General features: G+C 47.5%; 8 protein-coding genes. 6 read left to right on the top strand and 2 right to left on the bottom strand.

Annotation, left to right across the window (positions count from 1 at the left end; translation table 11 throughout):
- The first annotated feature begins 2 nt into the window (after positions 1–2).
- From EAH55_RS20275 to EAH55_RS20255, 5 genes are read left to right on the top strand one after another with little or no spacing between them, the layout of a single operon-like run.
- The gene (locus EAH55_RS20275) at positions 3–2,303 is read left to right on the top strand and encodes a Gldg family protein (RefSeq protein ID WP_121811266.1); all 2,301 of its coding nucleotides are present in this window, start codon (positions 3–5) and stop codon (positions 2,301–2,303) included.
- Between the two features lie 3 nt (positions 2,304–2,306).
- The gene (locus EAH55_RS20270; protein ID WP_121811265.1) at positions 2,307–3,656 is read left to right on the top strand and encodes a MutS-related protein; all 1,350 of its coding nucleotides are present in this window, start codon (positions 2,307–2,309) and stop codon (positions 3,654–3,656) included.
- Positions 3,653–5,026, top strand: coding sequence for a MutS-related protein (locus EAH55_RS20265; protein ID WP_121811264.1), 1,374 nt, complete (start codon positions 3,653–3,655; stop codon positions 5,024–5,026). The genes EAH55_RS20270 and EAH55_RS20265 overlap by 4 nt, the downstream gene beginning before the upstream one ends.
- A gap of 11 nt (positions 5,027–5,037) precedes the next feature.
- The gene (locus EAH55_RS20260; RefSeq protein WP_121811263.1) at positions 5,038–6,171 is read left to right on the top strand and encodes a TlpA disulfide reductase family protein; all 1,134 of its coding nucleotides are present in this window, start codon (positions 5,038–5,040) and stop codon (positions 6,169–6,171) included.
- 18 nt (positions 6,172–6,189) lie between these two features.
- Complete coding sequence (locus EAH55_RS20255; protein WP_121811262.1) at positions 6,190–8,979, top strand: M16 family metallopeptidase; 2,790 nt, start codon at positions 6,190–6,192, stop codon at positions 8,977–8,979.
- Positions 8,980–9,506: 527 nt separating this feature from the next.
- On the opposite strand, the gene EAH55_RS20250 is transcribed toward EAH55_RS20255, so the two are convergent.
- Complete coding sequence (locus EAH55_RS20250; RefSeq protein ID WP_121811261.1) at positions 9,507–10,367, bottom strand: sigma-70 family RNA polymerase sigma factor; 861 nt, start codon at positions 10,365–10,367, stop codon at positions 9,507–9,509.
- Positions 10,368–11,283: 916 nt separating this feature from the next.
- Between EAH55_RS20250 and EAH55_RS20240 the strand changes: the two genes are divergently transcribed.
- The gene (locus tag EAH55_RS20240) at positions 11,284–13,557 is read left to right on the top strand and encodes a tetratricopeptide repeat-containing sensor histidine kinase (RefSeq protein WP_162996975.1); all 2,274 of its coding nucleotides are present in this window, start codon (positions 11,284–11,286) and stop codon (positions 13,555–13,557) included.
- Positions 13,558–13,715: 158 nt separating this feature from the next.
- Here EAH55_RS20240 and EAH55_RS20235 read toward each other — a convergent pair whose 3' ends face one another.
- Entirely contained in the window at positions 13,716–16,028 is a 2,313-nt protein-coding gene (locus EAH55_RS20235) for a GH92 family glycosyl hydrolase (RefSeq protein ID WP_121811258.1), read from the bottom strand.
- Positions 16,029–16,041: the final 13 nt, after the last annotated feature.

The raw sequence follows: 16,041 nt of genomic DNA, 5'->3' as shown, positions 1-16,041 counted from the left end.
CTATGAAAAAAACTCTTCAAATAGCACGTCTGGAACTGAGCCTGCTTTTTTATTCCCCAATAGCATGGTTGCTTATGATCGCGCTGTTTTTTCAGGTGGCCTATGGTTTTACCGGGGCCATAGAAGGTATGCAACGCTCGCAGGAATGGTATAAAATGTCCTACTCTTTCCTGACCAGCAACGTGTTTACCAAAAATGGGCAGGGCATCTTCAGTAACCTGCTTTCTACACTTTACCTGTATATTCCGCTGGTGACCATGAGCCTGATCAGCAGGGAAACAAGCAGTGGTACCATCAAGCTCTTGTATTCATCCCCACTAACGATCTCGCAGATCGTCTTGGGTAAATTCCTGGCTATGGTCTATTATAATCTGGTGCTGATAGGATTGTTGTCCCTGGTTGTTATCGGTGGCGCGATATCTATTGATCATTTTGGTTATATGCAGCTGCTCTCCGCCTTACTGGGAATTTATTTACTGCTTTGTGCTTATGCTGCCATAGGGCTCTTTATGTCCAGTCTTACCACTTATCAGGTCGTGGCCGCCGTCACCACGTTTATGGTTTTTGCTTTATTGTCGTATATCGGCAGTCTCTGGCAGGACAAAGATTTTTTGAGGGATTTGACTTTCAGTTTATCGATGCCGGGAAGGACCGTGAAGATGCTCGGAGGGTTTCTGACCACCAGGGATGTTATTTATTTCGTGATGATCGTTTACATCTTTCTGTCTTTCACGATTTTTAAACTCCGCATGGCAAGGGATGCCGGAAGTTTGTTAGCCAGGATCTCTGGTTATGCTTTCATTATAATTTCAGGGATCTCTGTGACCTACCTCAGCTCCAGGCAGCAATTTATCGGCTACTACGATGCCACCGCCACTAAACGTAATACGCTTCAGCAGAAGACACAGGAGGTGCTGAAGCAAACCGGTGCCGATCCTATTGAGGTTACCGAATACGTCAACCTGCTTGACGGTACATACGGCAGGGCCGCGGCTGAGGAACGGATCAGGGAACTGGACCGTTGGGAACCCTACCTCCGGTTCAAATCAAATATCCGGTTAAAATGGGTTTACTACTACGACGCCATTCCTGACCCCTACTTTAATACGGGTATGAACACGGGAAAATCCCTGAAGGAAATTTTTGACAAAAAGGCCAGGTTCCTGGAGATTGACCCCGGACGTTTCAAATCCCCGATGGAGGTTCACCAATTGGCTGACCTGCGGGATGAGCACAACCGGCTGGTCATGCAGCTCAGCTATAAAGGTCAGTCAACCTTCCTGCGTGTTTTTGACGATAACGATTTTTGGCCGGGAGAGACTGAAGTGGCGACCGCTTTAAAACGCCTGATGACCAATCCGCCGAGGATCGTGTTCGCAAGCGATGGCTATGAACGGAGTATCGATAAAATTGGAAGCAAGGATTACAAGGTATTAACCAATGTAAGAACAAACAGGTCTTCGCTGATCAACCGTGGTTTCAGCATCGATTCCATCGCGCTGAAAGACCAGGAAATCCCTCAGGACCTCTCCGTGCTTGTTATTGCCGACCGGAGAGCCGGTTATGACAGCGTGAGCATGAAGAAGCTGCGTAACTATATCAATGCAGGCGGAAACCTGATGATCGCGGCCGAAAGCAGCAAGAGAGCATTAAACAATGAGGTTTTAAAACAGCTGGGCGTACGATTGATGGAAGGAACCATTGTGCAGCCGAGCAAAGACTTTCCGCCGGATATGGTGACCGCGCAGATCACAAAAGGCGGTGCGCTCCTGTCTCCGATGCTGAAAGATGATTATGAAGGCGATATCCCGGTATCCATGCCTGCGGTTTCCGGTTTGGCATTTGATAAGAATAATGGTTTTGCAGTGGATACCCTGCTCGTTTCTCCTGAAAAGAAGAGCTGGAACCGCACCGGGAAACTGGTGCTTGATTCTGCAGCACTCGCTTTTGACCCGAAGTCCGGCGATCAGTCCGGTGCTTATCCTACGGCGCTCGCGCTCACCAGGAAGATAGGCAAAAAGGAACAGCGTATTATCGTTACCAGCGATGCCGATTTTATGAGTAACGGCGAGTTGAACCAGGCGAATATCAGAACAGCAAACTATGATTTTGCGAATGCTGTTTTCAGCTGGTTTGCGCACAACGAATTTCCGCTGTATACCAGGCGCCTGCCACCGGTAGATAACCTGATAACGGTATCCGCAATTCAGGTGAAATTTATGAAGGTTATTTACCTGTTTGTCATACCCGGCCTGATGCTGATCTCTGGCACGGTATTATTAATCCGCAGAAAAAGGAAATAAGAAATGGCGTTCCAAACAGACAAACAAACGCTTGACGACCTGAATATCATCGGTAAACGGGGTGGGAATTCTATATTCACCATGTTCAATCATACAGCTACCCGTGGAGGGGCGGAGATGCTGGAAGCTGTTTTTTTAAACCCGCTTAACGATCCGGACGCTATCCGCTACCGGATAGCAATGCTGGGATTTTTTCAGGCCGCTCCTTTTTCCTTCCCCTTTCATGGGAGTGAACTTGACGCGATAGAGCAATATATGGCTGAAACGGATGAAAGATACCGGTTGCCTGATGAACCCTTCGGCCTGAAAAGGAAATTATATACGTTTATTGCCGGGGATACAAGGCACCGGAATATTAAAGCGGGTGTCTCGGCAACCCTGGGTTTAATAAAAGATCTCCTGGCAATGATTTCCGATGAAGCCACAGTCGCCCTGCCGGAGGTGCTGAAAAGCGAATTGGGGAAAATATTAAGTCCGTTGGACAGATCGGTGTCCGGCCCGTTGCGGGCCGGATTGCTCAGGTCATCACTTTCTTTTGAGGAAATCTCGGACGCAGATCAATTTCTCCGGTTTGAATTTCGTAAGGAAATTGATAACTTATTGCAATGGGTGTACCGGCTGGATGTTTTCCGGTCGGTGGCCAGGGTCGCGACCGAACAGCGTTTCGTACTCCCCGTTCTATTATCAGCAGATCAAAATAACCTGCTGCTGGAAGGTGTGTTCCACCCGCAAGTGCCCGATCCTGTATCCAATAAATTAAGTGTCGGGCCAGAGGGGTCTGTCGTATTTCTTACCGGCGCTAATATGGCAGGTAAATCTACCTTCATGAAGTCGATCGGCATAGCGCTTTACCTGGCCCACCTTGGCTTTCCGGTGCCTGCGCTAAAGATGGAGTTTGCTTTGCGCGACGGTATTTATACGACCATCAACCTGCCAGATGACCTTTCGTCGGGAAACAGCCATTTTTATGCTGAAGTATTACGTGTGAAAAAAATCGCGAAGGAAATCGCTGCCGGTAGAAACCTGTTCGTTATTTTCGACGAGCTCTTCAGGGGCACCAATGTCCGTGACGCATGCGAAGGAACGGTTGCGCTGACAGCCGCTTTTGCCAGACGGCCAAATTGTGCGTTTATCCTCTCGACGCACATCATCGAGGCGGGAGAAATACTTAAAGAACGCTGCAGCAATATCAATTTCGTTTACCTGCCTACGGTAATGGATGGCAGCAGGCCCGTATATACCTACAAATTAGAAAGCGGGATCACCTCAGACAGACACGGGATGGTGATCATCAACAATGAGCGCATCCTGGAAATTCTCGGAAAGGCTAAAACAAAAGCTGAACAGCCATGAATACTTTTGCAGATAAACAGACGCTTGATGACCTGAACATACCAGGCAGGCATAAAAATAATTCAGTTGCCAGGATATTTGATGAAACCATCACTCCGGGGGGGGCAAAATTACTGGACGAAATGTTCCGGAACCCCTTGACCAATGAAGCGCAGATTAATGAACGCAGCGGGATTTTTGAATACTTTACTGCCCGGAGCTATTCTTTTCCGGTGCAGGAGGAGGAGTTTTCCATGATGGAAGAATACCTTCATTCGGGCGGGAGCCGCAATATCCTGGCGGTTTCAAAGAACTTGCTGGTTAAAAAGGTACTCCAGGCAGCAGCAAAAGACGATAGCTTTGATTCACTGAAAAAAGCGTTGACAGTTACAGTCTCCGCTTTGCGGAAATTTCAGGGTTTTATTTGGGGAATGGACGATGACGGAGGCCCGTTTTCGCAGACGCTGTCGGCATTTAAGGCTATACTGGGGAACTCTCTGTTGTTGGCCATTGAAGAAGATAATATATCCCCGGAGATATCCCTGGCGAAACTGATCACGTATGACCGTTTGCTCCGCGGCGTTCTGAGCGCGCAAATGGCCGAATTGATAAGTTTGATCTACCGGCTGGATGTATACATTGCCGTAGCGGCCGTCGCAGCAAGAAATGGGTTTTGTTATCCAGAAGCGCTGCCCTCGGAAAGCAACAGGCTGCATATCAGCGGACTTCGTCACCCGGGGATCAGGAATGCAGTAGGTAATAAGCTGGCATCTGATACCGGTTCTAACGTGGTCTTTCTGACGGGGGCCAATATGGCGGGTAAATCCACCTTGATGAAAGCAGCGGGGATCGCCTTTTACCTCGCGCACATGGGATTTCCGGTTGCCGCGGATGAAATGGTATTTTCAGTTAAAGACGGGCTGTACTCATCGATCAATGTCCCCGATAATATCGGGCTTGGCTACAGCCATTTTTATGCGGAAATACTCAGGGTCAAAAAAGTAGCTGAAGATGTAGCTGCCGGAAGGACATTGTTGGTGATTTTCGATGAGCTTTTCAAAGGCACCAATGTCAAAGATGCCTACGATGCTACACTGGCCATCAGCGAAGCCTTTGCTGAAAACAGGAATAGCTTTTTTATTATTTCAACACATATCACCGAAGTGGGAGAGGAGCTCCGTAGCCGGTGTGCCAATTTCCAATTCGCCTACCTCCCAACGGTTATGGAGGCTTCAAAGCCTACATATAGCTACCGGCTTAAAGAAGGGATCACAGCAGACAGGCATGGGATGACCATCATTGAAAATGAGGGGATTCTCGATCTGATCAATGAAATTCAGCGATCCGATGCCTCCCCTGAAAAATTAACAAACACCAATAAGATTAAATAAGAAGATACATCATGAAAAAAGTATGGTTAGCGGCATTCGCTTTTTTGCCGGCCCCTTTGCTGGCCCAAAGCAATTTTACATTGAAAGCGAAGATCGGGGAAGGTAGTGCGCCGGAAAAGGCATACCTCGTTTACAAGCAAGACGGAAAAGTGATCAGGGACTCGGCACTTGTAGTCAAAGGCAATTTTGAATTCAAAGGTACGCTGACCGATCCGCTGGTCGCCCAGCTCATTCTGGATCACCAGGGAGCCGGATTAAATAAGCTGAACCGGACCGCGGATTTTACCCTCTTCTATCTGGAAAAGGGGACGATCAACATGACTGCGGGTGATTCGGTAAAAAAAGCGTTGATCAGCGGCTCCGGGCTCAATGATGACAACCTGAAGTACAAGCAGTTTATTGCGGTGCCTGAAAAAGCTATTGCCCGGCTTAACAGCGAGTATATTGCAGCCCCTGCGGAAAAAAAACAGGACCAGGATTTTATCAGGGACCTGCAGTCGCGGGCAGATAAGCTGATGGGAGACCGGAAAACACTGCAGCGGGAATTTATTAAACAAAACCCTGATTCTTATATCAGCCTTCTGGCATTGACGGAATTAGCCGGACAGGATATCGATGTGGCGACGGTGCTTCCCTTATACAACGGACTTACCCTGAGCGTGAGGAATACAATGGCCGGGAAATCACTCGGGAAATCGCTTGCCGCGGTAAATGCTACAGAGATCGGTGCAACGGCGCCCGTTTTTACATTAAATGATGTTAATGATCAGCCGGTTTCCCTCGCGGGTTTCAGAGGTAAGTATGTATTACTTGATTTCTGGGCTTCCTGGTGTATGCCCTGCAGAAATGAAAACCCGAATGTTGTTAAAGCTTACCAGGCATATAAAGACCAAAATTTTACCGTATTAGGGGTTTCACTGGACAGGCCCGGAAAAAAGAGCGACTGGCTCGCGGCGATCAAAGCAGATGGCCTGACCTGGACCCAGGTGTCCGATTTACAATTCTGGAACAGCGAAGCTGCCAAATTGTACAACGTCACAGCGATCCCCCAGAATTTCCTGATTGACCCGAATGGTAAAATCATTGGAAAAAACCTGCGCGGGGATGAGTTGAATAAAAAACTGGCCTCATTATTTAAACGCTAGCCTCCTGATACGAATTTTATGAAAATCAGCAATATTTTCGCCTGGCTTTACCTGGCAGGCGCATGCGGTATCGCCCATGCGCAAGACCTGCCCTTAGACCCCGCGGTGCGTACCGGCAGGTTGCCCAATGGGTTTACCTATTATATCAGGCACAATGAGAACCCCGGAAAACGGGTCATATTTTACCTGGCGAACAAGGTTGGATCTATTCTCGAAACGGAGGAGCAAAGGGGGTTTGCACATTTTACGGAACACATGAGTTTCAATGGCACCGTTCATTATCCCAAAAATGAGCTGGTTAATTACCTGCAGAAATCAGGTGTACGGTTCGGGGCCGACCTAAACGCCTATACCAGTTTTGACGAGACGGTTTACCAGTTGCCGCTGCCTGCCGATGACCCGGTAGTAGTCGGGCGCGGATTACAAATTATGCGGGACTGGGCACAGGGCGCAACACTGGACCCGGCCGAGATCGATAAGGAACGCGGGGTGGTTTTGGAAGAGAAGAGGTTGGGAAAAGGTGCCGATGAAAGAATGAGGGCTTATTATTTTCCTTTATTGACAAATGGTTCCCGTTATGCCCAGCGTCTGCCTATCGGGACCGACGGGATCCTGAACACATTTAAGCCGGAAGCCCTGAGGGATTTTTACAATGAATGGTATCGCCCTGATCTGCAGGCCATCATTATTGTCGGCGACATCAATGTTGACGCCATGGAAAATGCGGTTAAGGTGAGGTTCAGCGATTTGAAAAACCCCGTGAAGGAACAAAGCCGGACGAAGTATGCGGTCAAACTCACGGGAAAGAACCAGTTCATTGTCGCGACGGACCCGGAGCAGACGTCCACTACGGTCGAAGTGATTCATAAGCAGATCGGACTTCAGCTGCATACTGCCAGCCAGTACAGGGAAAGCCTCGTGAGGGAGCTTTTCAACACAATGGTCAGGGACCGTTTCTCCGGGTTGGAACGTCAGGCGAATCCACCTTTTTTACGCGGAAGCGCGGGGATTGAGCCCTTTTTGGGAGGGCTTGACTGCTACACTGTTTCCGTTACAGCGAAGCCGGGTGAGTTGGAAACCGGGTTTAAAGCAGCGTGGAAAGAGCAGGCCCGGGTGATGCGTTCAGGATTCACACAAGCCGAGCTGGACCGGGCAAAAAACAATTTCATGAGCAGGATGGCCTCCGCGTTAAAAGAAAAAGATAAAACACCCTCGGAGAGCCTGGTGAAGGAATACCTTCAGTATTTTTTAAGTGGTACCGCAGCTCCGGGTATTGCCGCCGAATATGAATTGCTCCAAAAAGAATTGCCGGGAATCAAGCTGGCTGATTTATATGCGATGGCCGGAATGGAGGCAAAAGGTAGCGATACAGACGTTCTGATCACCGCCCCGGCAAAAGATAAAGCTTTGGTACCAGCCCAGGCTGTTTTTAAGAAATGGGTCCGGGAGGCTGAAAGCGAAATCATGCCGGCATATCAGGAAACTGTAAGTGCTGATCAATTGTTAAGTGCGCTGCCGGCCGCCGGAAAAATAGTGAAGGAAGAAAAAGACCTTAAACTCCATATTACCAGATTAACTTTGAGTAATGGCGTCAAAGTAATTCTCAAACCAACAAGCTTTAAGAACGATCAGATCCTTTTCAGCGGGTTCTCCGATGGGGGGACTTCTTTGTACAGCGACGCTGAATACCAGTCTGCCGCGGCCTCAAACTTGATTCCATCTTTTGGTGCCGGCAATTTCAATACTTTGGAACTGAACCGGTATTTAACAGGTAAGCAAATCAATGTACGGCCTTTTATCAACGAAAGAACCCAGGGTGTAAGCGGCGGGAGTTCTGTTGCTGATTTTGAATCCGCACTTCGTTTAATTTTGGCTTATTTCACGGCTCCGCGAAAGGACTCCCTGCAATTTCAGGGGATTATAGCGCGGTCTAAAGCAGCCTTGGTTAACAGGGGAGAGGATCCGTCAAAGGTTTATGCGGATACGGTGAACGCTATCCTCGGCAGCAATAATCCCCGCAGGACCGGACCGAGTCAGAAAAAGCTCGATCAGATCAGTTTAGACCGGGCGTTTGCAATATACCGGGAAAGATTTGCGGATGCTTCCGGATTTACTTTTGTTATCACAGGAAGCATTGATACAGGTTCTGTCAGGCCCATGCTGGCGCGGTATTTAGGAGCGCTGCCCTCGAATGGAAGGATAGAACAGGCCAGGGACCTTCACATCACCACGCCTCCCGGAAAAATAACCGCTACCGTTTATAAAGGAACGGAGGAGCGCGCAACCGTTAACCTGGTTTTTTCCGGCGATTTTAATTACGATATGGAGAATAACCTCAAATTAGATGCCTTGAAGGAAGTTATCGCTATCAGGCTGAATGAAAGGTTAAGGGAAGAAGAAAGCGGCGTGTATTCGCCGGGCGTTAAGGTTGCAAGCGTAAAATACCCAGCTCCCCGTTTTAACCTGAATATCTCTTTCGGCTGCGCACCTCAAAATGTGGAAAAATTGATCTCCTCGACGCTTGACGAAATAGATAAAATCAGGAAAAGCGGCCCGGCTCAGATCAATCTCGATAAATTTAAGGCGGAAGACCACCGCACCATCGAAACACAGGTACAGACCAACGGATTCTGGGTCGGTTATCTGAGCGCGCAAATTCAAAACGCGGCACCGCTTGACGAGATTACCCTGTATCAGCATATAATCGCCGGAATGACTACCGGCGATATAAAAACGATGGCGCAAAAATACCTGAACGGAGATAATTATATCCGGTTAGTGCTTATGCCGGAACAGCCGGGCATGTAAACGAGGCCTGCCGGCTTGCTGTTTCCTGGTGTGAAGTGCAGTGACGGATAGATCACCAGTGTTTTAATTATTGGTTGAAATGCGTTTTTTTCCGGAAGAGAAGCTCAGGAAAGGAACTCAATGCTTACGTATGTCGCAAGGGTTTTAAAATATGATCAAAGGTATGACGGAACTCAAAAAACAGGACCAATTTCATACCGGAACGGCTGTCATTTCGGTGAAGTAACGGCGGACCGGCAAAGGTTACAGGCCTGTTGAGCGGGATCCCACGATGAACGTCCGGCCAGGGGATCCGATTGAACCTGACAAACTGAGCTTTTCCGGATACGCATAACGATCTTTCCCCGTTAAAAACGTTGGTTGCACGGCCTGTTAAAAGACCGTACAATCAACGTTTTGGCTTCCTGGTGACTTTAAAGAACGGGGCCAGGTAAATAACCGGTTTTAAATACGGCCAGGCAATTGCTGAAACCCATAACTTATTTTTCCGGAAGCCTGATGTTTTTTACCGTTGTGAAAACCAGGGATCAGGTTAGATACAGCTTTAAGGCAGGTCCGTATGATGAACGTTTTAGCTTTTCGAGTGCGAAATCCTTGATCCGTCTCGTATGTTCAGTGGATAAGCCTAACTGAGCAGCAATATCTTCCAATGTCACAGGAAAAGGACAGTTTAATCCAAAATAACTCTGAATAATATTCCGGTCTCTGGAATTTAATACGCAGAGCGCTGCCCTGAGCGTTTTTTTCAGGCAGCTCTCCATCGTTACCTGATCGGCCAGATAATCCCCGGAAGGTAAGGTATCCAATAACGCCGTTTCCGTGTTTCTGCTGACGGGCGCATCGATATATAATTGTTTTCGATCATAAGCGTACAGTTCATGCACTTTTTCTTCCTCCACATTGAGAAATATGGAGATCTCATAGGACGAAGGGAGGCGATAAAGCTGTTGTTCCAGCTTTTGCGCCGCTTTTCCTACTTTGCTTTTCAGGGTCACAAAGTTATATGGAATATGGATCATCCTGGACTGTTCGGCGATGGCAAAAATAATCGCCTGGCGGATCCACCAGACAGCGTAGGAGATGAACTTGCACCCTTTGGTTTCATCAAATTTTTTGGCGGCCGTGATCAGCCCAAGGTTTCCCTCGTTGATCAGGTCCCCAAGCGAGACACCCTGGTGCTGAAATTGTTTTGCTACGGAAATCACAAACCGCAGGTTGGAACGAACCAGCTGCATGACTGCTTTTTCATCCCCATTTTTGATACGGTGCGCCAGAACAACTTCGTCCTGGCCACTGATCATTTGAATTTTTTTTATATCTGTAAAATAGAGATCAGTTGACTTATCCGGTCGCTCTGAGATTGATTGTGATATAATTAGTTCCTTCATCGTTTATTCAAGCGGATTGCTATCCTTTTCAGTCAATCTTTTTGCCGTTTCGTAAATTGTTGATTGATAGTGTGTTGTTTTAATGTTGGGCGTTAAATCAAACGTTATATCGTGATTTTGCCTTTATTCGCAACTAAATAACATGCAGTTTTTAAATCAAACAGGGCAGACGTTCCCGTTACCAGGGCCTTTGCGTTGATGCGCTGCCTGTTTGTTTAAAAAGACGGTAGTATGCTGTTTTATCGATGAGCATCATGGCCCTGAATTTATATAAACAGGCTGTGAGGCTAGGGCCCTGGGCCGGTGTTTTCCTTTGATGATCTTTCGGAAAAGACGGAAAGCTGGCCGGGTAACCTGAATGGCCCGTCTTATATGTGGCGAATCATTGCTGAACTTTATTTATTCGCTTCTTATTGGATCACTTATTTTCTGCATTGGGGCATTCAGCGAAATACCGTCATTGATTTTCGTGAAATCATGTTATTTAGTAAAGAATTGCCTCTGTTTCTGTATATGTATTTGATTTTCAGTAATTTATTTATGGGTTCTGTTTTTGGTATTGTCTGATCTATCGGCGCTGTGCAAAAAATCAACAGTAAACCAGGAACTGAAAAAATGAGATGTTCATTCTTTATCGTTCTATTGCCGGTTGGGAACAGCTTTACAGAATTGGTTACACCGGGAGGGCAAATGTGAATCGCTTTTTTGAGTGAGCTGTTTTCGTATTGATAAGCGAGGCTGTGGATTCAATAACCAAATCCTGTTACAGTTTTGCGATCGGATAATTATATGTAAAAAGATTTACCGGCAAATGCCGGCTTTACACTTGTGCCGGTTAAAAGAATATAGGATTGTTAAATAACAAGAACAGGAGTTGATTGCAGATCAGTTGATTTTATATCTGTTGCCGATGAATATGGTCCGATTATCACGCGTCAGTTTTTTATTTTTTATTTTACCTGTTTACGCATTTTCGCAGACCGAAATACCACGGCCTTCCTTAAGAACATTACCGGCTGATCAAAGAATAAAGGATTCCATAAAAATCAAACAACAGCTGGATGCCGCCCGGTATTACCTGTCAAAGCCCGGTGACCTGAAACGCGATGTTGACAGCGCACAGGTCAAAATCAAAGGAGCACTTGGGCTGAGCCAAAAGATATATGCTGTCAGATGGGAAAATGAAAGTTTGAAACTGTTGGCCGAAAGCTATTGTAAACTCAACGATCTGGCAACAGCAAAAACATTCTTTTTAAAGGCAATTGCCGGTTACCGGCAAGAGGGAGCAATCGGGGAAGAGGCTCAGGCGTGGCAGAGGTTTGCAGATGTTTGGCCGCACTTTACCCCGGAACAACTGGCCGATCAGCGGTCTGCATATTTCCATGCCAGTTTACTTTACAAAAAACTGCATCATACGGAAGAGCAGTTGACCGCAGATAAGGAGATCGCAGATATAGATTTAAAAAGCGGCAAATACGACCTTGCGGAGCAGGAACTATTGGCTGTCATTTCTGAATCTAAAAGGACCCCCTATAAAAAACTGCCCTATACCTACGATTTGCTTGGCGGCGTTTACCGGCTGAATGGGAACTCATACAGGGAATTGTATTACAGGATCCAGGCCATAAAAAGCATGAATGAAAACCGTGACCTGAGCGGGGCAATGGAGTTTTATTGCAGGTTGGCAGGCACCTATTTCGACTTGGGACAATATGATAAAAGCCTTGAAAATATAAAGAAGGCGCTGACTTTCAGGTCGCCCTCTCCGGACTATCAGTTTTTTGTTCAAACAAGGCTGGTCCGTGTTCTTGTCGTCTTAAAGAGGCCAAAAGAGGCACTTGCCTTATTAAACGGTTTCGTACGCTTACATCGACCTGATGAGGGCCTGCAACAGTTTTTTGCCAACACGGTTTATGGGGACTGCTACAGTGCGCTGGGTGATTTTTCAAATGCCGAGAAATATTATCTTAAAACCGTAATTAAGTTTTCAGATGATCGGGTGACCGAATCAGCCTTTGAGCGCATAACTGAATTTTATCTTAAGTTTAAGCAGTACAGAACTGCGCAATATTATACAAACGTATTGCTTTCGCTCCCGCAGCAAAACATGACCCCTTCCGCGCTCCGCCAGATCCATCTCTTTAAGTTTAAAACGGACTCTGCTTTCGGTAATTACAGTGCCGCTATTATCCAGTTTCAGAAATATAAGCAGGTCAATGATTCGATTTTTAACCTTAATAAGGTTCGTGCCATGTCAGAAATGGAGGTCAAGTACGAAACGGAAAAAAAGGAAAGGTCTATCGCCCTTTTAAAAAGCCAGGAAGCCCTGCAACAAGCGGACTATGAAAAGATAAGCCTGCAGCGGAATCTGATGTTTTGCGTCTGCTTCCTGCTGCTGATGACCGTCGGGTTGGCCTATTACGGCTTCCGGCTTTATAAACGGACTGCCCGGAAGCTTCAGTTAAAACAGTCGGAAATAAACAGCCAGAACGAATCTTTGCAAATATTGAATGACAGGCAACAAAAGCTATTAACGGAAAAAGAATGGCTGTTGCGGGAAGTTCATCACCGGGTGAAAAATAATTTACAAACAACGATAAGCCTGCTGAACTGGCAGTCAAGCTTTTTGACAAACGAAGATGCTGTAGATGCGATCCAGAACAGCCAGTCCCGCATACAGGCCATGTCGCTGATCCATCAGAAATTATACCAGGGTGAAAACCTTCGCACAATTAATATGAAGGCCTATATTGAGGAACTGGTCAGTTACCTGCAGGATAGTTTTATTTCGTCTAAAGACATTAAGTTTGAACTGTTACTTCAGCATGTTGAACTGGATATCGCGAAGTCGATACCTATAGGCCTAATTATTAACGAAGCCGTCACCAATTCAATAAAGCATGCCTTTCCAGACACCGGAAAAGGGAAAATCAGCATAAACCTGGATGCCGTTGCCGCTGACAATTACGTCCTGTCCATTGCTGATGACGGCGTTGGTTATCCGGAGGTGATGACGGCAGAAACCAATAACTCATTAGGAATGAACCTGATCAAAGGGCTCGTCAGGCAAATACAGGGTACCCTGGACATGGAGGGCTCAAACGGAATGCGTATCGGTGTGGGGTTTAATGATGTGAAGGTTGCACTCGGAGATGCGATTGATCAGGATTACATAAGCAGCCCGGCATAGCGCCTTATTCCCTTATAAGAGGCTGAAAGATATTTTTGGGAAGTTCGCTTTGCCTGACCTGGATAGGAGTGGGGCTTGTACGAAGGCCCCACCCATCAGGTAAGCATAAAAAATAACGCGCCTGTTAAAAAAGGAGGGGCCGGCGGCCCTGGCAGAGCTTAGTTCCGGATCCCCCAGTTTTTTGCAGGGCGTGGCCCCATCATTAATTTGAGTTCCCCGCCGCGTGTTATCTGGTCGAAATCAATATAACATTTGTTCAGTATTTTACCATTCAGCTCCGCGCCTTGAATGTATTTGTTCTTCTCTGAATTATTAACAGCAGTTATCGTGAACGTTTTTCCACGATAATAGCGGTTGTCCAGTTTGAAAACAATTTTATCAAACAGCGGGCTGCTGATCTCCTGTCTGGTATCCCCGGGGCAAACCGGATAAATTCCACTTGCCGCCAATACATACCATGCCGACATCTGCCCGACATCCTCGTTACCCACCAGGCCTTCAACCGAATTGCCGTAGGCATGCCTGATAACCTCCCTTGTCCATTTTTGCGTGAGCCAGGGCTGGCCAAGCCGGTTGAACAGGAACGGCAAATGATGTACAGGTTCATTGGCATGATTATAATAGTTGTTCCAGATCATGCTTTCTGGGGTCTTTAAGAACATGCTATCCAAATCGGCGGCAGCTTTCTCCCGTCCCCCCATCAGTTCGGTCATTCCCTTGATATCATGTGGTACAAACCAGCCCTGTTGGTAAGGGTTGCTTTCCATACACCCGTAAGATTGCCTGAGCCGCCCATCCTGCGGCCAGGCCTCCCAGGTGCCGTCTTCCAGCCTTGGCCGGAACCAGTGTTTTTCCGGGTCAAAAACGTTGCGGTAATCGCCGCTCCTTTTCAGGTACGTTTGGTGGTCCTCCGGGTGCCCCAGGTTCTCAGCCAAACGCGAGACACACCAATCCGCGTAAGCATATTCCAGTGTCTTGGCGATGCTGTTGTCTTCATTTGTATAGCCTTTATCTGTATTTCCAAATATACGCACGGTACCCACGCATAATTTATAGGCCTCAGGCAGGTTGTAATTGCGGATCCCCTTTACGTAAGCATCTGTGATCATGGAAACGGCAGGATTGCCAAGCATACAGCCGCTGTAGGCATTCAGAAACTCCCAGCGTTCGAGGTAAGGGGATTTTTTTTCACCGGCAAGGGTGATAAGCGAATTGATCATATCATTGACCAGGGGCGGATTGATGAGGGTTTGCAACGGCATTTGGCTTCGGAACACGTCCCACCCGCTGAATATCGAGCGTTTATGAAAATTGGAAGGCGAATAGATATGCCCATCACCCCCCGTGTACCTGCCGTCTACATCACTTACAATCCGGGGGTCGATCATGGTATGGTACATCGCCGTATAGAAAATTTTCTTTTGTACAGTGCTCCCGCCTTCCACCCTGATCCTGGACAAGGCTTCGTTCCAGAGGCGGCGGGCATTCCGGTAAACGCCGTCAAAGTTCCATCCGGGGATTTCTGCTTTCAGGTTCAGCCGGGCGCCGGCAGTACTCACCAGAGAGATCCCCGCTTTGAACAAAACCTGCTCGCCCTGTCGCGTTTCGAAGTCGGCATAGAATCCCAGGTGCTTGCCTTCCTGTTCCCTGGTACCCGGGATTACCCTGGCGTTTGCGATTAAATGCTGATATTTTTCACTGCTTACGTCTTCCAGTTTACGGGGCCATCCATCCGGAATATCTGCACTCCACACTCCCCATTTCTTTAATGGCTTGCTGAATTGCGCATAAAAATAAACCGTGTAATCGGCCTTGCCGTCGCCATTGCCCCAACCGCCACCTTCCGGTGTGCATTTCATCCAGCCCCCGATCGTGTGGTCATCGATCACGGTTACCTTTTGCAGGGTTGACGTACCGCCGACCCGTCTTGCAAGGTCTATCTGGATCCTCGATGTTTTATTTGCGGGGAAAGTAAACCGTAATATCCCGGTATGCGGCGCCGCGGTCATTTCGGCCTTAACATGATACCGGTCCAGTGTCGCGCTGTAATAGCCCGCTTTAGCAAACTCATTTTTTTTTGAGTATACTGATCTGTACCCCTGGTCAGGGGTGTTCATTTTTCCGGCAGAGGTATACAGTTTGCCTGTTGTCGGCATGACCAGAAAATTACCCAGGTCGCCATACCAGCCCACGCCGCTCATCTGTGTAAAAGCGAACCCTTCGATACTGTTATGTTCGTAGCTGTACCCTGAGCCGTTGTCGCCTCCTGTGATCGTATTGGGGCTCACCTGGACGAGCCCGTAAGGTGTTGTGGCCCCCGGGAAGGTTTTCCCAAGGCCGTTACCCGTAATGTCGCTGGCTGTTGTTGCACCTATAAACGGATTGACATAGTCAACCGGGGATTGGGCGCCTGATACGTAGGCGGCAAATAAACACAATGATGTCAGTAAACAGGATAGTTTGTATTTCATAGTTCTGTAATAA

Source organism: Mucilaginibacter kameinonensis, from assembly GCF_003675385.1.
GTDB lineage: Bacteria > Bacteroidota > Bacteroidia > Sphingobacteriales > Sphingobacteriaceae > Mucilaginibacter > Mucilaginibacter kameinonensis.
The sequence above is the reverse complement of the archived record's forward strand: the minus strand, read 5'-3'. Positions and strand labels throughout refer to the sequence as shown.

Excerpts from the sequence above, each read along its gene's own strand:
- EAH55_RS20275 (WP_121811266.1), top strand. The coding sequence starts at position 3 with ATGAAAAAAACTCTTCAAATAGCACGTCTGGAACTGAGCCTGCTTTTT.
- EAH55_RS20260 (WP_121811263.1), top strand. The coding sequence starts at position 5,038 with ATGAAAAAAGTATGGTTAGCGGCATTCGCTTTTTTGCCGGCCCCTTTG.
- EAH55_RS20250 (WP_121811261.1), bottom strand. The coding sequence starts at position 10,367 with ATGAAGGAACTAATTATATCACAATCAATCTCAGAGCGACCGGATAAG.
- EAH55_RS20240 (WP_162996975.1), top strand. The coding sequence starts at position 11,284 with ATGGTCCGATTATCACGCGTCAGTTTTTTATTTTTTATTTTACCTGTT.
- EAH55_RS20265 (WP_121811264.1), top strand. The coding sequence starts at position 3,653 with ATGAATACTTTTGCAGATAAACAGACGCTTGATGACCTGAACATACCA.
- EAH55_RS20255 (WP_121811262.1), top strand. The coding sequence starts at position 6,190 with ATGAAAATCAGCAATATTTTCGCCTGGCTTTACCTGGCAGGCGCATGC.
- EAH55_RS20235 (WP_121811258.1), bottom strand. The coding sequence starts at position 16,028 with ATGAAATACAAACTATCCTGTTTACTGACATCATTGTGTTTATTTGCC.
- EAH55_RS20270 (WP_121811265.1), top strand. The coding sequence starts at position 2,307 with ATGGCGTTCCAAACAGACAAACAAACGCTTGACGACCTGAATATCATC.